Below are 20,772 nucleotides of genomic sequence, written 5' to 3' on the forward strand. Positions count from 1 at the left end.
GATAGAATTGTCTTGGGACATCATTAAAACCTCGCTTTGATTGATTTTTGGACACTTTAATCTTAGCACTTGAGGGACAATGATGTCCTTTTTTAGTATTTTGAGAAAAAAATAGTGCTGATGATTTTACTCATCAACACAAAAAAGTGTACACCCACTAAATCCAAATGGACGGTCAGGTTTTTCTTTTATTTTTTGTTGGCAGAAGCAGGCTGCATTTTTTGTCAATTTTTTGTTTTAATTAGGTGATATTGATATACTAAAGGCATGACGACTCGTGGGGGAGGCTTAGGCGTGGAATTTTTGAAAATTATCTTAATTTACTTGATCCACCCAGTATTCTGGGTTGGGATCATTATCGCGGTGTTCTTGTACCGCAAACGACTCGGCAGGGAACGAAAACTCTTCCGGATCGCGATCAACCGCGACTTCTATGAAGGTCGACACTTTATTAAAACTGCTCTTTTTGGACTGGCAGCGGGGTCGATAATTTCCTTGGCAGCTGGAATGATGGTCAATGCCGGCTGGCTTTGGGTTTATGCTGCAGTTGGTACGCTGACAGCGCTATTGCTTCCAGTGGCTGATCTCAGTTTTAGTTCACTGTGGCTGATTGGCAGCGTATTTTGCTTGGCAGAACTTGCTTTACAGTCCGGGGTCAAATTGGGTTCATGGGCACATTTTATTCAAGCTCAACGTTTACCGGCCGCCGGCTTGCTCCTCTTAGGCATCTTTTTAGTGCTCCGCTGGTATTTACTGCACTATCAGAAAAACATTTGGTTTTCACCTAGGATCAAAGATGGGAAAAGAGGCAGCAGAGTTGCCTTTTATAAATGGAAAGAACTCAGTGTGATCCCACTGGTCATCTTGGTCCCGCTGAATTATTTTCACAGCCCAATTAGTTTTTGGCCGTTTTTCTCTTTTCATGGGCAGACCTTTGGCATTGTGATCTTGCCTTTGTTAGTGGCCGCAGCATTGCGGGTCTATAAACGAGAAACAAGCACAGCCTTAAAAAATTTTCGTACTCAGACTCCGATTTTGGGCGGTGTCAGCCTCGTAGCGAGTGTTTTAGCGTTATTTTCTGAATGGGCAGCTGTGATCGGATACATAGTGGTTGGCTGCTTGGCGGGGTATTTTTACTTTCAGCGCCGGCGTTTTGATGCCGCTGGCAGCCGTTGGTACGTTGAAACTACCAGTGGGGTCCGCATTGTGGCAGTTGTCCCTGATACCCCGGCTGCTAAAATGGGACTGCAAAACGGAGATATTATCCTAGATTGCAATAATAGGGCTGTTAGAAGTGAGGATGAGCTGTATGCGGCCTTACAGCAAAATTCAGCCTATTGCCGCTTGCGGGTCCAGACTTTTGCGGGTGAGCTGAAATTGACAGAGAGTGCGATCTATTCAGATTCTCCACATGAGATTGGTTTGATTCTATTTCAAAAATAAAGGAGTTTCGCGCAATTGAAAAAGATATTAGTTGTCGATGATGACCGTTCGATCCTGACTTTATTGGAATATAATTTAAAAAATGAGGGATATGAAGTTCAAACTGCCATGGATGGGCAAGAAGCTTTAAAATACGGTCTGACAGGAAAGTTCGATTTTATTTTGCTGGATATCATGCTGCCGCAGTTGGACGGTATCGAGGTCACTAAAAAGTTACGGCAGGAAAAAATCCAAACTCCGATCATGATGCTAACAGCCCGAGATAAGGAAACAGATAAAATTATCGGCTTAGAACTTGGAGCTGATGATTACATTACAAAACCATTCTCACCGCGTGAGGTCGTTGCGCGGATCAAGGCGATCGGACGCAGAATTGAACAAAAGAGCACGGATGAAACTGACAAAGTCACAGATGAAAGTGCACATAAACACTATACTTTTCGAGATTTTTCGATCGATCTGGTCAACTACACGGTCACAGCTGCTGAAAAGAAGGTTGCCGTTACTCCAAAGGAGTTCGAATTGCTGGCCTACTTTGTCGAGCGGCCAGACCAAGTCCTCAGCCGCGAAAAATTACTGAACGGTGTTTGGGGTTATGATTATGTGGGCCAGACTAGGATGGTAGATATGCATGTCAGTCATCTGCGTGAAAAGATCGAGCCGGATCCCAGTCATCCGACAAATATTCAAACGGTCCGTGGTTTTGGCTATAAGTTTGAGGGGAAGGTGCAATGAAAGTTCGGCGGTTTTTTCTGGCACTTGTTAGCAGTTTGTTGGCGGTTGCCTGCGGAGTAATTTTTAAGGCTAACTGGACCAAAACTACAGTTAGTCAAGCGGTGACTGATTTTTCTTGGAACTGGTTACTGCTGCTTGTATTATTGACGGCATTATTTGTGTGGGCACTGTATGAGTTTGAAAATAGACGACAAAAGAAACTCTTGCAAATTTTCAGCGACAAATTGGAAAAAATTGCGGCGGGACAAAAAACGGGCCCAGTCATTTTGGCGCAAAAAAATGAACTTTACCCTCTCAGCCGTGCGATCAATCAGACACAAAGCATGACTGCGGGGCTGACTAAGGACTATGATCGGCAAAAGCGCGGGTATCTGGGTTTGCTGGAATATGTTCCGATCGGTGTCATGGTGATCGATCAAGACCGGGAAATTTACTTGAGTAATCATTATCTGAATGAGATCTTAGAACGTGAACTTGATATCAGCCATGACTTGTATTATACGATCATGGCTGACTTCGACCTGGTCAAACTGACTGAGGAGACATTTCGGACCAAAGAAGACCAGCATGGTGAGATTCAAGTCGAGCTTCCAGACCAGCAGAAGGTTTTAGATGTGCGCGTGATCTACATTCCGCTGAGCACGCATCATTTTTACGTGATGTTATTAGTAGATGATATCACCGAGCGTAAGAAGATCGAGCGAATGCAACATGATTTTGTCAGCAACGTCAGCCATGAATTGAAAACGCCAGTCACTTCGATCACAGGTTTTAGTGAGACTTTGCAGGAAGGGGCACTCAATGACCCGGAAGCAACCCGTAAATTTGTGGAGATCATTCACCAAGAAAGTCTCCGCTTGACGGACTTGATCAACGACATCTTATCTTTGTCGCGGATCGGTCCTGAAACACAGATCAATCAGCAGCAGGTGGACTTAAAAAAAATCGTCCAACAAAATCTCCAGCTCTTTGGACCTGACATTAAGGCACGGAAACTCACCGTCAAAAATGATATTCCCGCCCAGTTAAAAGTCTGGACTGATCCGAGCAAGTTGGGACATATCTTAACTAATTTGCTGCAAAACGCGATCCGTTACAATAAAGAGGCTGGTCAAATCACGCTTTCTGCTAAAACAGAACAGGAGCATTGGTCGATCACCATAGCTGATACTGGGATCGGGATGACGGCAGAGCAAAGGACACGCATTTTCGAGCGTTTTTACCGGGCGGATACTTCCCGCAGCAAAGAAGTTGAAGGAACTGGACTTGGTTTAGCAATCGTCAAGGAATATGTCGACCTCTTGTCCGGGCAGATCTCGGTGCATAGCCAGATCAAAGAGGGGTCAAGTTTTACGGTTTCTTTCCCGCTAAAAGCCCATTTTAAGGGGAAAGCAGAATAGGTCGGCTGATTTTCTTAAAAAATACTTGTAAAATAAACCAATGAATTGCTCTCGGTCAGAATTGCAGGTAGAATTAAAACAGACAGATTTAAAATGGCTGCAGGTTCGTAAACGTAAAAAGCAGCGTGATCTGCCAGCAGAGGGGCAGTTTCCCCTCGAATTGGATAATAGATGGAGGATATTTTTTTGAAAAAGAAATTAACTCGTTCTTCAACTGACCGTTTATTAGCCGGAGTTTGTGGCGGTTTCGGAGAATACTTCAATATTCCAGCTAAAAACATTCGCATTGGTTTCTTGGTTTTTGCAGTAATCTGCACGATTTTACCGCACTTCAGTATTTTGCCGGTCGGGCTCTATTTGATTTGTTACTTGGCGATCCCTCAGGAAACCGGGAACGGTTCTTGGTCGTCGATGTTTCATGATTTTACGGATGGTAGGCAGAATATGCGGCCCGGTTCCCGCCAGCAAAAAAAGGACGGGCGTAAGATCTTACGAGATGCGCATGAAAGGAAGGAAAATTGAATTTTATTAAACGTGTTGTGATCAATACAGTGATCTTTGTAGCTGTAGCCGGCTTGTTGCCTAATCTTTTGCATGTGGCAAGTATCTGGACTGCCTTATTGGCGGCCATAGTTTTGAGTCTGCTGAATGCCTTTGTAAAGCCGATCTTATTGATCTTATCGTTACCGATCACGTTTTTAACATTAGGGATTTTCTACCTGTTTATCAATGCTTTCATTTTAGAAATGACGTCCTTTTTTGTGGGCAGCACAGTCTTTAGCTTTTCGAGCTATGGGAGTGCATTTCTCGTTTCTTTGATCATTAGTTTTGTTAATTTGCTCTTCACGGAGCATTATTCACGCTAAAAATTGCAGTTGAGTCTAAGTGGATAGACTCTGATGTCAAAAATCTGCTAGGTCCAGGGGCTGGACTTAGCACTACATATATATATTGGATGTGGGGGTATTGATTTGAATAAGGTCAGTGTAAAAGAGTTAGTAGACGAATGTGATTTGGTGGTTTTCAGCGGCGGAATAGATTTGGAATCCCGCTTCATTGTAACTAGCGATATTTCTCGACCTGGCCTGGAAATGACCGGGTATTTTGATTATTATCCATCCGAGCGGATCCAGCTGCTGGGAATGACTGAGATCTCCTTTGCTCACCGAATGAAAAAAAATGAACGTGAGCGGATCATGGATAAAATGTGCGGGCAAAACACGCCGTGTTTTCTGGTTTCACGCTTTTTACCGATCCCGGTGGAATTAGAAGAGGCGGGCAAACGGCACCATATTCCAATTTTACGTTCGAAGCTGCCAACGACCCGACTTTCTTCTAGGATCACTGATTTCTTACAGACGAAGTTATCAGAACGCCGCTCCGTGCATGGTGTACTAATGGACATCTACGGTCTGGGTGTTTTGATCACTGGCGATTCAGGTGTGGGCAAGTCCGAAACTGCTTTAGATCTGATCAAACGCGGGCACCGCTTGATCGCAGATGATCGGGTCGAGATTTACCGGCAAGATGAACAGACATTAGTTGGTGAGGCACCTGAGATCTTGAGTCATCTTTTAGAGATCCGTGGTGTTGGCATCATTGATGTTATGAATCTGTTTGGTGCGGGTTCTGTGCGCCAAAACACTAATATTTCACTGATCGTTAACTTGGAGAATTGGTCTGCTGCTAAACAGTACGATCGTTTGGGCAGCGGCGAACAAGCGTATGAAATGTTTGACGTTTCTTTGCCAAAAATCAATATTCCGGTCAAGGTCGGTCGCAATATGGCAATTATCATCGAAGCTGCTGCCATGAACTTTCGGGCAAAGACAATGGGTTATGATGCTACCCAGAAATTCGAAGATAATTTAAACCGTTTGATTCAGAAAAATTCTGTAAAATAGCTAGCTTGTCAGCTGGCGGTTGACCCGAAAAGCCCCTTAAGTGGGGCTTTTTAGAATTCTGAGAGCAATTCGATATTTAAGGAGAGAAGAAGATATGTCATTTTTGCTTGGGGCACTAAATCCAATTGCGATTTCTTTTGGACCCTTTGAAGTCCGCTGGTATGGTCTGATTATTGCCAGTGCCGTTATTTTAGCGGTTTACTTATCTGTTAGGGAAGGAAAAAAACGCGGTTTAAAGGAAGATTATTTTTATGATTATCTCTTGTGGGCTTTGCCATTTGCATTGATCGGAGCGCGTTTATATTATGTGGTCTTTGAATGGCCCTACTATGCTGCTCACCCCAGTGAGATCTATCGGATCTGGGACGGCGGGATCGCCATCTATGGCTGTTTGATCGCTGCAGTCATTGTCTTGCTCGTTTATACGCGGCGCCATCAGCTTTCAAGCTGGCTTTTCTTAGACGTGATCTCACCAAGTGTGCTTTTAGCTCAGGGGATCGGCCGCTGGGGCAACTTTATGAATCAAGAAGCACACGGCAGAAAAACCAGCCTAGAGTTTTTGCAAAATCTGCACTTGCCGCATTCTATCGTTGAGCAAATGAATATCAATGGTGTCTATTATCAGCCGACTTTCTTATATGAGTCGCTCTGGAACGTGCTTGGCTTTATCGTATTGTTGGCTTTGCGCCATCGACCAAAGCTTTTCAAGCAAGGGGAGGTCTTTTTTGCTTACGTGATCTGGTATTCATTTGGCCGCTTCTTTATCGAAGGAATGCGAACCGATAGCCTGATGCTTGGGCCTTTGCGTGTTTCTCAGTGGTTGTCGATCCTGCTTTTTGTCGGTTCATGGCTCTGGCTTTTCCATCGCCGCTACTGGCAGCCGTATGCTCCATATTATCTGCAGGGGCATGAGGAAGAGTAAATGGTGTAAATTGAGACGCGAATATGCTAGGCTAAAAGCTATGAAAATGGAGACTTTTTCCTAGACAACTTACATAAAGTAAGTTAGTATAATGTTAAGGCAAAAGAGAAGGAAGGAAATCAGAAATGGCAAAACACTATGATGTGATCGTGATCGGTGCTGGTCCAGGCGGAATGACCGCGGCTTTATATGCTTCAAGGGCAAATTTATCAGTGTTGATGTTAGACCGCGGAATTTACGGCGGTCAGCTTAACAACACCGCAGCAGTCGAAAATTACCCGGGCTTTAAGTCGATCATGGGCCCTGATCTGGCTGAAAAGATGTATCAGGGTTCAACACAATTTGACGCAGAATATGCTTACGGCAGTGTTGAAAGTGTCACTGTCGCTGATGATGGTTTGAAGACCATTACGACTGACAGTGATGTCTATGAAACTCAAGCACTGGTCATTGCTACAGGCTCAGAGTACCGCAAATTAGGGGTACCTGGGGAAGATAAGTACGGCGGCCGCGGGGTATCATACTGTGCTGTCTGCGATGGCGCCTTTTTCAAAAATAAGCCTGTTGTTGTGGTCGGCGGCGGCGACTCCGCTGTTGAAGAAGGGGGCTACCTTTCACAATTGACCTCGCAGGTCAATATTATCCATCGGCGGGACCAATTACGTGCACAAAAGATTTTGCAGGATCGCGCGTTCGCGAATGATAAGATCGGTTTTACTTGGGATACGATCGTGACCGAGATCTTGGGTGACGACCAAAAAGTTACCGGTGTGATGACGCACAACAAAAAGACAGGTAAAGATCAAGAAGTACCTGTCGATGGTGTCTTTATCTATGTTGGTAATCAGCCAATGACCGAAGCTTTCACAGATCTAGGGATCACGGATGAAGCCGGCTGGATCGTGACAGATGAAAAAATGCAGACTAATGTGCCGGGGATCTTTGCTGTTGGTGATGTTCGGCAAAAAGATCTGCGCCAGATCACTACTGCTGTCGGTGATGGCGGCATTGCTGGTCAAGAAGCATTTAACTATTTGCAGACATTGCAAGACAAAGTTCAAACAAAATAGGCTCTGTCCTAAGAAGAACGTTTTTCTGGGACAAACTGGGAGATATCGTGGAGTACTGACGGTATCTCTTTTTTGCTGCCAAAGAAAAATCCACTATTAAATTTATGCACAGTCAAAAATTTGAAAAAAGCTTAACTAGCCCAGAGCAAGTTTTTGGTGGTAATGGGACAGGCAAATCGTTATACTTGTATTATAAGTCTAGATATAGGAGTGAAAAAGAATGAGCTGGAGAGATACTTATGATCTTTGGAAAGAAAATAGTAATTTAGAACCAAGTTTAAAGCATGAATTGGATCAATTGGCAGAAAATGATGAAGCCTTGGAGGATGCTTTTTATGCTCCGCTTGAATTCGGGACAGCCGGAATGCGCGGAGTACTTGGAGTTGGAATCAACCGGATGAATATCTATACTGTTCGGCAAGCGACTGAAGGACTAGCATCTTTTATGGATACTTTGGACGCTGAAGTCAAAGAACGCGGCGTGGCGATCAGCTACGATTCCAGACATCATTCACAGGAATTTGCCTATGAATCTGCGCGAGTTTTAGGCGCACACGGCATCAAGGCTTTCGTTTTTGAAAGCCTGCGTCCAACACCGGAACTATCATTTACTGTGCGTCATTTGCACACTTATGCTGGGATCATGATCACAGCCAGCCATAATCCGAAGGAATATAATGGCTATAAGATCTATGGTGAAGATGGAGCACAGATGCCGCCTAAGGAGTCTGACCTGATCACTAAATATATTCGGCAGGCTGATGATTTATTCAGTATCGCGGTTGCTGATCAAGATGAACTTAAAGCTCAAGGTCTTTTAGAAGTGATCGGGGACAAAGTTGATCAAGCCTATTTAGCTGAAGTAAATGAGGTTACGATCGACCGTAAATTAGTTGCTAAAGAAGGGCAGACCATGAAACTGATCTTCAGTCCTTTGCATGGAACAGGTGCAATGTTGGGTGAAAAGGCCTTGAAGCAAGCTGGATTTGCTAATTTCACGATGGTTCCGGAACAGGCCGTGACAGACGGTGATTTTCCGACTGTTAAAAAGCCTAACCCTGAAGACGCAGCAGCCTTTGACTTAGCCATTAAATTAGGAAAAAAGGAAAATGCGGATCTGCTGATCGCCGTTGACCCGGATGCTGACCGTTTAGGTGCTGCTGTGCGGCAGCCTGATGGTGAATATCAGTTGTTGACTGGAAATCAGATCGCTGCTTTAATGCTCAACTATGTGCTGTTAGCCCATGAAAAAGACGGCAGCCTGCCGCAAAATGCTGCAGCTGTGAAATCGATCGTTTCCAGTGAGTTCGCAACTAAAATTGCGGCTAAACACAATACCAAGATGGTCAATGTATTGACTGGATTTAAGTTCATTGCCGAAAAAATCAAGGATTTTCAGGCCGATGATTCTCAGACATTCATGTTTGGTTTTGAGGAAAGTTATGGCTACTTAGTCAAGCCGTTTGTTCGGGATAAGGATGCCATTCAGTCGCTGGTCATGTTGTCTGAAGTTGCCGCTCATTATAAAGAACAAGGTAAGAACCTTTATGACGGCTTGCAGGAATTGTTTGAAGAATACGGATATTACGTTGAAAAAACAATTTCGCTGGTCTTTGATGGGATCCAGGGTGCCGCTTCGATCAAGAAACTGATGCTTAAATTTAGGGAGGAAGCTCCGTCTGCTTTTGCGGGCTACGCAGTGAAAGCCGTTGAAGATTTCTCGCAGTCGACCAAGAAATATGCTGATGGGACTATTGAAAAAATTGATCTGCCGCAAGCTGACGTCTTGAAGTATCTCTTGGAGGATGGTTCTTGGATCGCAATTCGGCCGTCTGGTACTGAACCTAAAATTAAATTTTATATTGGAACTCAGGCAGAGACATTCAACCAGGCTGAAGAAAAAAGAGGCCAGTTTGAACAAGTGCTTGATGATCTGGTAAACGAATAAGAATTATTAATAAAACAGTGTGCTTGTCTTGAGCTGCATAGATCCTACAGTCTAGCAAAACCAGGTAAGCAGGCTGTTTTTTTGCATTTTGTCGGGGCAAAAAGCTAAACAAAAAAATCGCGAAAACATGTTCGGTATGCTAAAATATAAACTGCTGGTTTAAACCGAAAACGGAGAGTGATTGGGGGAATTGTTGTGATCGAAAGACAAGATGATCGTGAATTTGAACTCGTGTCTCAGTATCAACCAACTGGTGATCAACCGGAAGCAATCGCCAAATTGACTAAAGGCCTTGAGCAAGGCGATAAAGCTCAGATTTTGTTAGGCGCGACCGGGACAGGAAAGACGTTTACGATCTCAAATGTGATCAAAAATGTCAACAAGCCGACTTTAGTTTTGGCGCATAATAAAACGCTGGCGGGGCAGTTATACGGGGAGTTTAAAGAATTCTTTCCCAACAATGCTGTTGAATATTTTGTGAGTTATTATGATTATTATCAACCAGAAGCCTACGTTCCTTCGAGTGACACGTATATTGAAAAAGATTCGAGTATCAATGATGAGATCGATAAGCTGCGGCACTCTGCGACAAGTTCATTGTTAGAACGCAATGACGTGATCGTTGTGGCTTCTGTTTCCTCGATTTTTGGGTTAGGCGATCCGACTGAATACAAGGAACATACTTTGTCGATTCGAGTAGGTCAAGAAATTGAACGTAATCGCTTGCTCAGTCAGTTAGTTGATATCCAGTACGAACGTAATGATATTGACTTTCAGCGGGGGCGTTTTCGTGTGCGCGGGGATGTCGTCGAAATCTTTCCCGCTTCTCATGATGAGCAAGCTTTAAGAGTGGAATTTTTTGGAGACGAGATCGACCGGATCCGTGAAGTTGATCCCCTGACTGGAGAAATTGTCGGTGACCGTGATCATGTAGCAATTTTCCCAGCGACTCACTTTATGACTAATGAAGATCGAATGGAAGAGGCCGTGACAGGGATCTCGCAAGAGTTAGAAGAACGAAGTGCTAAACTAAAAGAAGAGCACAAATTACTTGAAGCACAGAGACTGGAACAAAGAACGACCTATGATATCGAAATGCTGCGTGAAATGGGCTACTGTTCCGGGATCGAAAATTATTCGCGGCATATGGATGGCAGAAAACCGGGAGAACCGCCGTATACGCTGCTGGATTTCTTTCCGAAGGATTTTCTGATCGTCGTCGATGAATCGCATGTGACGATGCCGCAGGTCCGCGGAATGTATAACGGGGATCGGGCTCGCAAGCAGATGCTGGTCGACTATGGTTTTCGTTTGCCAAGTGCCTTAGATAACCGTCCCTTGAAATTAGCCGAATTTGAAAAACATGTTAATCAGATCATCTATATGTCAGCTACGCCGGGTGTCTATGAACATGAGCAGACAAATAAGGTCGTGGAACAGATCATTCGGCCGACAGGCTTGCTGGATCCGGAAGTAGAAGTCCGTCAGACTCAAGGGCAAATGGACGATCTGGTCAGTGAGATCAACCGGCGCGTGGAAAAACATGAGCGCGTCTTTGTCACGACCTTAACGAAAAAGATGGCTGAAGATCTGTCTGATTACTTCAAGGAACTTGGGATCAAGGTCAAGTATCTTCATTCAGATATTAAAACATTAGAGCGAACAGAGATCATTCGTGACTTGCGTCTAGGCAAGTTTGACGTTTTAGTCGGGATCAATCTGTTGCGTGAAGGAATAGATGTGCCGGAAGTATCCTTGATCGCTATTTTAGATGCGGACAAGGAAGGCTTTTTACGCAATGAGCGTTCTTTGATCCAGACGATTGGGCGTGCAGCACGTAATGTTAATGGACATGTGATCTTGTATGCTGATTCAGTCACAGAATCGATGCAAAAGGCGATGGACGAGACTCAGCGCCGCCGCGAGATCCAACAAAGCTATAACGAGGAGCACAATATCACACCGCAGACGATCAAAAAAGATATTCGTGCTTCGATTGCTGGCGTCTTGCCGGTTGGAGCCAAAGAAAAAGAAACTGGCGGAGTCGATTTTGTGCACCTGAAACGTGCGGAACAAAAGGACATGATCGCCAGTCTGGAAGACCAAATGAAACAGGCTTCCAAGCGCTTAGACTTCGAAGATGCGGCGACCTTGCGGGATACGATCTTGGAACTCAAGGCGCAAATTAGTTAAGTTAATAAACGAGAAATCAAAAACAGATCTTCTCAGGTTGAAAGAAGGAAAATTGATTGCCACAAGATAAAATTGTGATCCACGGTGCCCGTGCGCATAATTTAAAGAATATTGATGTTACGATCCCAAAGAACAAGCTGGTCGTGATGACTGGTTTGTCAGGTTCAGGCAAAAGTTCTTTGGCTTTTGACACCCTTTACGCTGAGGGACAACGCCGTTATGTCGAAAGTCTCTCTGCGTATGCCAGGCAGTTTTTAGGACAGATGGACAAGCCGGACGTCGATTCGATCGACGGCCTTTCTCCTGCGATCTCGATCGATCAGAAAACAACCTCCAAAAATCCGCGCTCAACGGTTGGGACCGTTACTGAGATCAATGATTATTTACGTCTTTTGTGGGGCAGGGTCGGCACACCAATCTGCCCTAATGACGGACACAAGATCACTAGTCAGTCGCCAGAACAAATGGTGGACCGTGTTTTAGAGCTGCCGGAAAGGACAAAACTGCAGATCCTCTCACCAATAGTGCGTGAGAAAAAGGGTCAGCACAAAAAAGTTTTTGAAAAAATCAAACGAGAAGGTTTTGTCCGGCTGCTTGTTGACGGCGAGGCGCATGAAGTTGAAGAAGATATCGAACTAGATAAGAATCTTAAACATTCTATCTCTGTGGTGATCGATCGAATCATTGTCAAGCCAAGCGCAAGGTCGCGGTTGTTTGATTCTTTTGAAGCTGCTTTACGCCTGTCCGACGGCTATGCTGCAGTCGATGTGATCGACGGTGAAACAATGCAGTTTTCTGAAAATTTTGCCTGCCCTTATTGCGGCTTTACGATCGGTGAGCTTGAACCGCGTTTGTTTTCATTTAATGCACCATTTGGCGCCTGTCCTGATTGCGATGGCCTGGGGATGAAACTTGAAGTCGACCCGGATTTAGTCGTACCTGATCGGCACTTGACTTTACGTCAAGGAGCTTTAGCACCGTGGAACCCTATTAGTTCAAAATACTACCCGACTTTATTGGCTGAAGCCTGTGAAGAATTCGGGATCGACTTGGATACGCCGTTTGAAGAGCTAAAGAAACCGCAACAAAAAATTGTTTTGTACGGCGCCGGTCGAAAAACTTTTCACTTCGAATTCGAAAATGATTTTGGCGGCAAGCGTGATCTGGACATGCAATTTGAGGGGGTCATCCCTAACGTTGAACGACGCTACCATGAAACAAATAGTGATTTTACCCGAGATGTGATGCGTAAATATATGACTAGCTTGACTTGCCAGACCTGTCAGGGCTATCGGCTGAACCGCAAGGCGCTGGCTGTTAAGATCGGCGGCAAGCATATTGGTGAAGTCTCGGATTACCCGATCGGTCAGTCACTGCAATTTTTCGATGATTTGCATTTTTCAGCGCAAAATGAACAAATTGCTCAGCCGATTTTAAAGGAAATCAATAATCGCTTGAACTTCCTGCAAAATGTCGGTTTAGACTACCTGACTTTGAGCCGATCTGCCCGGACGCTTTCCGGTGGGGAAGCGCAGCGGATCCGTTTAGCGACACAGATCGGTTCTAACCTTTCCGGGGTAATGTATGTCTTGGATGAGCCGTCGATTGGTTTGCATCAGCGTGATAATGACCGTTTGATCGCATCCCTCAAAAAAATGCGTGATCTGGGCAATACTTTGATCGTGGTTGAACATGATGAAGATACGATGCGTGCAGCCGATTATTTAATTGACATTGGACCCGGAGCAGGGGTCAATGGCGGTGAGGTCATGGCAACTGGAACACCCAAGCAGGTGCAGCGTGTTGCTAAGTCGATCACCGGTCAGTATTTGGCAGGCAAACGTTACATTCCTGTTCCCAAAGAGCGTCGTTCCGGTTCAGGAAACTTTGTTACCTTGACAGGAGCAAGCGAGAACAACCTCAAGGATATTACGGTCAAGTTTCCTTTAGGCGAGTTTATTACTGTGACTGGTGTTTCCGGTTCAGGTAAATCAACACTGGTCAATATGATCTTAAAACGCGCTTTAGCTCAAAAGCTGACTCACAACTCGCAGAAACCTGGTCAGTATAGCAAGATCACCGGTTTTACTCCCTTAGAAAAAGTGATCGATATTGATCAGTCTCCGATCGGACGGACCCCACGGAGCAACCCAGCGACCTATACTGGTGTCTTCGATGATATTCGGGCCTTGTTTTCTCAGACCAATGAAGCTAAAATGCGCGGCTATACAAAAGGGCGGTTTAGTTTCAACGTCAAAGGCGGCCGTTGTGAAGCCTGCAAAGGTGACGGCATCATCAAGATCGCAATGAACTTCTTACCGGATGTTTACGTTCCGTGTGAGGTTTGTCATGGAACAAGGTTCAACTCAGAAACTTTGGAGATTGAATATAAGGGCAAAAATATCGCCGAGATCTTGGAAATGACGGTGATGGAAGCTCTAGATTTCTTTGGACCGATCCCCAAGATCAAGAATAAATTGCAGACGATCGCTGATGTGGGATTAGGCTATGTCAAGCTGGGGCAGCCGGCGACAACTTTGTCTGGCGGAGAAGCTCAACGGATGAAATTAGCGTCGGAGCTGCACCGCAAGTCAAATGGCAAAACCTTTTATATCTTGGACGAACCAACTACCGGTTTGCACAGTGAGGATGTTAAACATCTGTTGGCTGTTTTGCAGCGGCTGGTCGATAAAGGCAACACCGTCTTAGTGATCGAGCATAACTTGGATGTGATCAAGACCTCTGATCACTTGATCGATCTCGGCCCTGAAGGCGGTGAGGGCGGCGGCCAAGTCGTGGTCACTGGTACACCTGAAGAAGTTGCGGCTTGCAAGGAAAGTTATACCGGCCAATATTTAAAGGAGATCTTAGCTAAAGGCCAAACCGAGTAAAGATATTTTCGACCAGTGCCTTTCCTTGCATTTTGCTAAGGAACTGCTAAAGTGGAAGTATATTCACAATCAGATTGGAGAGATCATTTTGGCAAAAGTGGAAAGTTTTACTTTGGATCATACAGCAGTTAAGGCGCCATACGTGCGCTTGATCACAGTTGAAGAAGGAACAAAGGGCGATAAGATCGCAAATTATGACTTACGGTTAGTACAGCCAAATGAAAATGCGATCCCAACGGCCGGTCTGCACACGATCGAGCATATGTTGGCGGGTTATTTACGCGATTATCTTGATGGCGTGATCGATTGTTCCCCATTTGGATGCCGGACCGGCTTTCATCTGATCACATGGGGTGAACATGATACGGTTGAGGTTGCGCAAGCATTGAAAAAGGCGTTAGAGGATATCTCGCAGGCTTCATGGGACGATGTCCAAGGCACAGACATCAAGAGTTGCGGCAATTACCGTGATCATTCCTTGTTCTCTGCTCAAGAATGGTCGAAAAAGATCTTAGCTGAAGGGATCTCTTCTGACCCGTTCGAACGCAAGGTCGTCGAATAGAAAGTTTAACTGACCTGAAAATTTAAGATGATATTGAACTCACTTGACGACAGCATTTTTCGCGTGTTGCCAAGTGTTTTTTTGTAAAAAAGTCATTTTTGAGAGTGCTATAATTAAGAAGCATAATTTGTTGCTGACAAATGACAGAAAAACTGCTCAAGGAAGTGAATCAGATGCAAGAAAGGTACCAGAGTATCTTTGACATTATCGGTCCGGTCATGGTCGGACCATCTAGCTCACATACGGCAGGGGCAGCTGAATTAGGCAGATTGGCGCGAAAAGTGTTAGGCCAGCAGCCGCAGCAGATCCGGATCGACTATTATGAATCTTTTGCCAAGACTCATCGAGGGCACGGCACTGATTTTGCGATCGTGGGAGGCATTTTGAACTTGGCACCAGATGATCCGCAACTCCCTCACTCTTTAGAACTGGCAAAACAGCGGAATATCGACGTGAGGATCAATGAACAGGCCGAAATAAGTCCGATCGGCCATCCGAACACGGCTCTGATCACTTTGAGTACCGATCCTGGCAGACAGATCATGCTTGCCGGCTGTTCAATTGGCGGCGGAAAGACTGAGATCAGGCGGCTTGAAATCAATGGGGGATCACTGGAGCTCCCAGGGCCTTTGCCAATTTTGATCTTGACCTGTAAGCAGGCAAGTTTAGCGGCGATCTTGGCTATTTTAGGCAAAGCGAAAGTCGATGTTCTGGCTGAAAGTACTTACCACAATGAAGCAGAGCAGCAGCTGATTGCTTTAAGTCTGGCGGCTCCGATCACTGAGAAACTTCAACAAAAAATCAGCAGGCACTGCAGTCAGCTTGTCAGCCTATAAAGGTAGATAGAGGGTAACTATGTTTAAAAAAATTTCAGAGATGGTCAAAGCTGCTGAAGACAAGCAACAAACGATCGCTCGTTTGATCCTTGAAGAAGAATGTGCCTATTCAGGTGCGAGTGAAGAGGAAGTTACAGAACGGATGCATTCCCAGCTTGAGACCATGAAAAAAGCTGCCCGCAAAGGGATGACGGGTCAAGGTGTGACCTCACAGACCCAGTTAACAGGCGGTGACGCGGTCAAGCTGAGCCGTTATCATGCCCAAGGCGACACTCTTAGCGGTGATAGTATTTTGACAGCCATGGAAAATGCGGTTGCAACTAATGAGGTCAATGCAGCCATGGGAGTAATTTGTTCGTCGCCAACTGCCGGTTCCTCGGGGACCTTGCCCGGAGTTTTATTTTCCTTAGAGAAGAAAATGAACTTAACAGATGATGAAGAAGTTGATTTCTTGTTGTGTGCAAGTGCATTTGGGCTGATCATTGCCAATAACGCGATGATCGCTGGTGCACTAGGCGGCTGTCAAGCGGAAGTTGGGTCAGCCTCAGCGATGGCTGCAGCTGCTGCAGTGGCAGCTAAAGGCGGTTCAGCTAGTCAATCAGCCGAAGCGTTTGCGTTTGCTATGAGCAACTTGCTTGGGCTGGTCTGTGATCCAGTGGCTGGTTTAGTTGAAATACCGTGTGTTAGCCGCAATGTGGTTGGTTCCGTGAACGCACTGGCAGCTGCTGATATGGCATTAGCCGGTCTGAAGAGTAAGATCCCAGCTGACGAAGTGATCATGGCAATGAAGGATGTTGCCAAAAGAATGCCGCGCGAATTGCGGGAAACGGGCTTAGGCGGGCTCGCTGGAACACCGACTGGGCAGCAGATCAAAGTTAAAATTTATGGGACTGATCTTTGAGATGATCAGCTTCACGGAAAAATAAAAATAATGACACGCCCGGATTGTTGTGTTATTCTTATTAAGAATGTTTGAAATTGGAGGATCAATTATGAGTGAACAATTTGAACTGGTAATACTGACTGGCATGAGCGGAGCGGGCAAAACCGTAGCAATGCAGAGCTTTGAAGATCTGGGATATTTTTGCGTCGATAATTTGCCGCCTACACTGATCCCTAAATTTTATGAACTGCTTCAAGATACAGGTAAAATCGAAAAAGTTGCCTTGGGGATCGATCTACGCTCGCGGTCCTTTTACGATCAAATTATTCAGATCCTGCATGGGATTGAAGATCAGCAAGCAGTCAACGTTAAGATCGTTTTCCTAGATGCTTCCAATGAGGAGTTGGTTGCACGTTATAAAGAGACCAGACGAGCTCATCCTTTGGCTCGTGCCGGCCGTCTTTTGGACGGAATAGCCAAGGAACGTGAATTGCTGGCTGAAATTAAAAGCCAAGCTCAATTAGTGATCGAAACGACTAACCTTTCCCCACGGCAGCTGCGCGAAGAAATTTTTCACACTTTCCAGAGCGGCAAAGAAACGCCTTTTCACGTGGAAGTACTCTCTTTTGGCTTCAAATATGGATTGCCGATCGATGCTGACATTGTCATGGATGTGCGTTTTCTCCCCAATCCCTACTATGTGCCCGAATTAAAAAATCAAACAGGTTTGGACCAACCGGTGGAAGACTATGTCATGAGCTCGAAAGGAGCACAAGACTTCTATGAACAGTTTTCAGCGATGTTAGAGTCGATCTTGCCGGGGTATGTTAATGAAGGAAAATCAAGCGTTGTAATCGCGATCGGGTGTACCGGCGGTCAGCATCGTTCAGTCGCCCTGACCAATTTGGTTGGGCGCAGATTACAAAAAAATTATCCAGTCCGGATCTCACACCGCGACATGAATAAGCGGAAGGAGACTGTCAACCGGTCATGAAAGAACACAACGGATCCAATCAACGTCCAAAAATCGTTGTGATTGGGGGCGGGACAGGGCTCCCGGTCGTTTTAAGCGGTTTGCGCACCCAAAATGCTGATATCACTGCAGTTGTGACTGTGGCGGATGATGGTGGATCCTCGGGAGTGATCCGCGACTACATCAATGTTGTACCGCCGGGAGATATTCGTAATGTCTTGGTCGCTTTATCGGACATACCACAAATTTATAAAGAAATTTTTCAGTATCGTTTTGATACCAAAGATTCATTCTTCTCAGGACACGCGATCGGTAACCTAGTGATCGCTGCTTTATCCGAGATGAACGGCGATGATATTTTCCTTGCCGTTCAAAAATTAGCCCAGCTGATGCGAGTGGACGGCAAAGTTTACCCGGCTGCCAGTGTTCCCCTGGAATTAAATGCTGAATTTAGTGATGGAACTCATTTAGCAGGGGAAGCGGAGATCACAGCGGCTGAGAAACATATCAAAAGGATCTGGGTCACAGGCAATGATGGTGAAAAACCAGCTGCACGTCCAGAGGTGATCCAAGCAATCATGGAGGCTGATCAGATCGTGTTGGGTCCAGGTAGTCTTTTTACAAGTATCTTACCTAATCTAATGATCGAAAATGTTGGTCGTGCGGTTTGTGAGACACAAGCTGAAGTGGTTTATATTTGTAATATCATGACCCAAAAAGGTGAAACCGAAAAGTTTACTGATGCCGATCACGTTAGGGTGCTTAACCAGCATTTAAAGCATCGTTTTGTGGATACTGTGCTGGTCAACACAGAAAAGGTACCGCAAAATTATCTGGACCACCAGAAGTATAATGAAATTTTAAACCAGGTCAAATATGACTTTAAAGGTTTACGTGAGCAAGATTGCCGTGTGATTTCAGATGATTTTCTGGAGTTGCGGGATCAAGGTGTTTTTCATAATGGGGCTAAAGTTGTGGAAGAGCTGATCAGGCTGGCCGGTCGACCGCATTCTTGGGTGGCAGACCGCTACAATTGATTGGCAACAGTGAAGATCCGAGTAGACAAAAGCAGGGAGGTGATTGATCTGTCATACGCAAGTGAAGTCAAAAAAGAACTAACAACGATCGAAGTTAGTCATGAAGAGAATGGTAAAGCGGAGTTGATGGCTTTGATCCGGATGAATGGTTCTTTGAGCTTATTGAACCACCAATTTGTACTCAGCATCCAGACGGAAAATCCGGCGACTGCGCGCAGAATTTATTGGTTGTTAGAAAAATTTTATGGGATCAAAAGCGAGCTGATCGTCCGCCGTAAGATGAAGCTTAAGAAAAACAATCTATATATTGTGAGGTTAAGATCTGGCAGCAATGTTGTTTTGGAAGATTTAAATATCGTTGATGGGCTGCAGATCAAACAGACAGTTTCTGGTGAATTTTTGGCAACGGATGGTCCGGTTCGTTCCTACCTGCGCGGAGCCTTTCTGGCGACGGGTTCAGTTAATAATCCAGAAACTAGCCGCTACCATTTAGAGATCTACTCTCTTTATGAAGAGCACAATAACTCGATTTGTGAGATGATGAACCATTATCATCTTAATGCCCGGAAGACTGAACGACGCAGCGGTTATATCACCTATTTAAAAGAGGGAGAAAAAATTGCTGACTTTCTTTCTCTGATCGGTGCTACAACTTCTATGTTGAATTTTGAAGATATTCGGATCATGCGAGATATGCGTAATTCAGTTAACCGGATCGTGAACTGCGAAAATGCTAACTTGAATAAGGTGGCTGATGCAGCTACAAAGCAGATCCAAAATATCCAGTTGATCGAGCAAACAGTGGGCTTAAATAAATTGCCGGTTAAGTTACAGCAGGTTGCAGTTTCTAGAGTTGCACATCCAGAGGTCAGTTTAAAAGAACTGGGCGATTTGGTTGAAGGCGGTCCGATCTCCAAATCAGGAGTGAACCATCGTTTGCGCAAAATCAATGAATATGCAACTAAGATCAAAGAAGGAACTTTTGCTGGTTAAGAAAAGATCTGTCCATGAAAAAAGGCCATACCCTTAGAGGATACGGCCTTTTTTTGCTTACTGTAATTTCTTTTTGTTGGTCATAATTTTGTCGATCAAACCATACTTCACAGCTTCTTCAGCGGTCATGAAGTTATCACGTTCAGTATCGTGGTCAATCGTTTCGATGTCTTGCCCGGTCCGATCTGATAAGATCTTGTTGATCAGTTTCCGAGTCTTCAAAATATGGTTAGCAGCAATCTGAATTTCTGTGGACTGCCCTTGAGCACCGCCTAATGGCTGGTGGATCAAAATCTCAGAATTAGGCAAAGCAAAACGCTTGCCCTTAGCGCCGGCGGTTGAAAGGATCGAAGCCATTGAGGCTGCCATACCCAAAACGATCGTCTGGACATCTGAGTTCACAAAATTCATCGTATCATAAATTGCCAAGCCAGCTGAAACAGAACCGCCAGGCGAGTTGATATACATATAAATGTCTTTTTCTGAATCTTGTGCATCCAAGAAGAGAAGCTGTGCGATCACAGCGTTAGCCATATCGTCGGTAACTTCGCCGGATACCATGATGATCCGGTCTTTTAATAGACGTGAGTAAATATCATAAGCACGTTCTCCTTGAGGAGATTGTTCAATAACTGTAGGTACTAAATTCATAAGGATAAATACCTCCTGCTTCTTTTAATAATGCCGACAGGTCTTTTTTGTCGACTGTGATTGTTTTTAGTTTACCCCATAGGTCAAAAAAGGTCAAACATTAAGTCTGACTTTTACGGTTTGTCTGAAAACAAAATATTGAAAGTACAAAAATAGTTAATAGCACCTCAGATGAGAGGCTGCATGATCTAAGTTTCCAAATTTAAGCAGGGGGTTGTCAAAGGATAATGTTAACCTGCTAAGAGCCCAGCGCAAACGAGTTAAAAGCTCATTACTTGCAGACTGCAATTCAATAAAACTTATCGGGTGGATCAATTTACAGCCAAAAAAC

18 protein-coding genes are annotated in these 20,772 nt (G+C 44.8%); 17 read left to right on the forward strand and 1 reads right to left on the reverse strand.

What is annotated here, in order from left to right:
* The first annotated feature begins 294 nt into the window (after positions 1-294).
* The 17 genes from LFYK43_RS09325 to whiA all read left to right on the forward strand — a co-directional run bounded on the left by LFYK43_RS09325 (position 295) and on the right by whiA (position 19,790).
* The gene (locus tag LFYK43_RS09325) at positions 295-1,443 is read left to right on the forward strand and encodes a PDZ domain-containing protein (protein ID WP_124977658.1); all 1,149 of its coding nucleotides are present in this window, start codon (positions 295-297) and stop codon (positions 1,441-1,443) included.
* A gap of 15 nt (positions 1,444-1,458) precedes the next feature.
* Positions 1,459-2,178, forward strand: coding sequence for a response regulator transcription factor (locus LFYK43_RS09330; RefSeq protein ID WP_124977660.1), 720 nt, complete (start codon positions 1,459-1,461; stop codon positions 2,176-2,178).
* The gene (gene pnpS / locus LFYK43_RS09335) at positions 2,175-3,578 is read left to right on the forward strand and encodes a two-component system histidine kinase PnpS (protein WP_124977662.1); all 1,404 of its coding nucleotides are present in this window, start codon (positions 2,175-2,177) and stop codon (positions 3,576-3,578) included. The genes LFYK43_RS09330 and pnpS overlap by 4 nt, the downstream gene beginning before the upstream one ends.
* A gap of 186 nt (positions 3,579-3,764) precedes the next feature.
* Positions 3,765-4,100: a PspC domain-containing protein gene (locus LFYK43_RS09340; protein WP_124977665.1), complete on the forward strand. Its 336-nt coding sequence runs from the start codon at positions 3,765-3,767 to the stop codon at positions 4,098-4,100.
* The gene (locus LFYK43_RS09345; RefSeq protein ID WP_124977667.1) at positions 4,097-4,444 is read left to right on the forward strand and encodes a phage holin family protein; all 348 of its coding nucleotides are present in this window, start codon (positions 4,097-4,099) and stop codon (positions 4,442-4,444) included. Before LFYK43_RS09340 ends, LFYK43_RS09345 begins: the two co-directional genes overlap by 4 nt.
* A gap of 105 nt (positions 4,445-4,549) precedes the next feature.
* Complete coding sequence (gene hprK, locus LFYK43_RS09350; protein WP_124977669.1) at positions 4,550-5,482, forward strand: HPr(Ser) kinase/phosphatase; 933 nt, start codon at positions 4,550-4,552, stop codon at positions 5,480-5,482.
* A gap of 94 nt (positions 5,483-5,576) precedes the next feature.
* Positions 5,577-6,404 carry a prolipoprotein diacylglyceryl transferase gene (gene lgt / locus LFYK43_RS09355; RefSeq protein ID WP_124977671.1) on the forward strand — a complete coding sequence of 276 codons (828 nt, stop codon included), beginning with the start codon at positions 5,577-5,579 and terminating at the stop codon, positions 6,402-6,404.
* 125 nt (positions 6,405-6,529) lie between these two features.
* Positions 6,530-7,474, forward strand: coding sequence for a thioredoxin-disulfide reductase (gene trxB, locus LFYK43_RS09360; RefSeq protein ID WP_124977673.1), 945 nt, complete (start codon positions 6,530-6,532; stop codon positions 7,472-7,474).
* A gap of 220 nt (positions 7,475-7,694) precedes the next feature.
* Positions 7,695-9,422, forward strand: coding sequence for a phospho-sugar mutase (locus LFYK43_RS09365; protein ID WP_124977675.1), 1,728 nt, complete (start codon positions 7,695-7,697; stop codon positions 9,420-9,422).
* Between the two features lie 195 nt (positions 9,423-9,617).
* A complete protein-coding gene (gene uvrB, locus LFYK43_RS09370) occupies positions 9,618-11,615 on the forward strand; it encodes an excinuclease ABC subunit UvrB (RefSeq protein ID WP_124977677.1) in 1,998 nt (665 codons plus the stop codon).
* Positions 11,616-11,671: 56 nt separating this feature from the next.
* Positions 11,672-14,506: an excinuclease ABC subunit UvrA gene (gene uvrA / locus LFYK43_RS09375; RefSeq protein ID WP_124977679.1), complete on the forward strand. Its 2,835-nt coding sequence runs from the start codon at positions 11,672-11,674 to the stop codon at positions 14,504-14,506.
* 88 nt (positions 14,507-14,594) lie between these two features.
* The gene (locus LFYK43_RS09380; RefSeq protein WP_124977681.1) at positions 14,595-15,068 is read left to right on the forward strand and encodes an S-ribosylhomocysteine lyase; all 474 of its coding nucleotides are present in this window, start codon (positions 14,595-14,597) and stop codon (positions 15,066-15,068) included.
* A 173-nt stretch (positions 15,069-15,241) separates the two neighbouring features.
* On the forward strand, positions 15,242-15,904 hold the full coding sequence (gene sdaAB, locus LFYK43_RS09385; protein ID WP_124977684.1) for an L-serine ammonia-lyase, iron-sulfur-dependent subunit beta: 663 nt from the start codon (positions 15,242-15,244) through the stop codon (positions 15,902-15,904).
* Positions 15,905-15,923: 19 nt separating this feature from the next.
* Complete coding sequence (sdaAA, locus tag LFYK43_RS09390) at positions 15,924-16,805, forward strand: L-serine ammonia-lyase, iron-sulfur-dependent, subunit alpha (RefSeq protein WP_124977685.1); 882 nt, start codon at positions 15,924-15,926, stop codon at positions 16,803-16,805.
* A gap of 91 nt (positions 16,806-16,896) precedes the next feature.
* The gene (rapZ, locus tag LFYK43_RS09395) at positions 16,897-17,781 is read left to right on the forward strand and encodes an RNase adapter RapZ (RefSeq protein WP_124977686.1); all 885 of its coding nucleotides are present in this window, start codon (positions 16,897-16,899) and stop codon (positions 17,779-17,781) included.
* A complete protein-coding gene (gene mgfK / locus LFYK43_RS09400) occupies positions 17,778-18,797 on the forward strand; it encodes a gluconeogenesis morphogenetic factor MgfK (protein WP_124977687.1) in 1,020 nt (339 codons plus the stop codon). The genes rapZ and mgfK overlap by 4 nt, the downstream gene beginning before the upstream one ends.
* Before the next feature lie 48 nt (positions 18,798-18,845).
* Positions 18,846-19,790 (forward strand): DNA-binding protein WhiA, encoded by a 945-nt coding sequence (gene whiA, locus LFYK43_RS09405; protein ID WP_124977700.1) that lies wholly within the window; start codon positions 18,846-18,848, stop codon positions 19,788-19,790.
* A gap of 57 nt (positions 19,791-19,847) precedes the next feature.
* Here whiA and clpP read toward each other — a convergent pair whose 3' ends face one another.
* Positions 19,848-20,441 (reverse strand): ATP-dependent Clp endopeptidase proteolytic subunit ClpP, encoded by a 594-nt coding sequence (clpP, locus tag LFYK43_RS09410; RefSeq protein ID WP_124977688.1) that lies wholly within the window; start codon positions 20,439-20,441, stop codon positions 19,848-19,850.
* Positions 20,442-20,772 lie beyond the last annotated feature (331 nt).

The sequence above is a fragment of the Ligilactobacillus salitolerans genome (assembly GCF_003864415.1).
GTDB classification, from domain to species: Bacteria; Bacillota; Bacilli; order Lactobacillales; family Lactobacillaceae; genus Ligilactobacillus; species Ligilactobacillus salitolerans.

Excerpts from the sequence above, each read along its gene's own strand:
- LFYK43_RS09365 (WP_124977675.1), top strand. The coding sequence starts at position 7,695 with ATGAGCTGGAGAGATACTTATGATCTTTGGAAAGAAAATAGTAATTTA.
- mgfK (WP_124977687.1), top strand. The coding sequence starts at position 17,778 with ATGAAAGAACACAACGGATCCAATCAACGTCCAAAAATCGTTGTGATT.
- lgt (WP_124977671.1), top strand. The coding sequence starts at position 5,577 with ATGTCATTTTTGCTTGGGGCACTAAATCCAATTGCGATTTCTTTTGGA.
- trxB (WP_124977673.1), top strand. The coding sequence starts at position 6,530 with ATGGCAAAACACTATGATGTGATCGTGATCGGTGCTGGTCCAGGCGGA.
- clpP (WP_124977688.1), bottom strand. The coding sequence starts at position 20,441 with ATGAATTTAGTACCTACAGTTATTGAACAATCTCCTCAAGGAGAACGT.
- rapZ (WP_124977686.1), top strand. The coding sequence starts at position 16,897 with ATGAGTGAACAATTTGAACTGGTAATACTGACTGGCATGAGCGGAGCG.
- pnpS (WP_124977662.1), top strand. The coding sequence starts at position 2,175 with ATGAAAGTTCGGCGGTTTTTTCTGGCACTTGTTAGCAGTTTGTTGGCG.
- sdaAA (WP_124977685.1), top strand. The coding sequence starts at position 15,924 with ATGTTTAAAAAAATTTCAGAGATGGTCAAAGCTGCTGAAGACAAGCAA.
- sdaAB (WP_124977684.1), top strand. The coding sequence starts at position 15,242 with ATGCAAGAAAGGTACCAGAGTATCTTTGACATTATCGGTCCGGTCATG.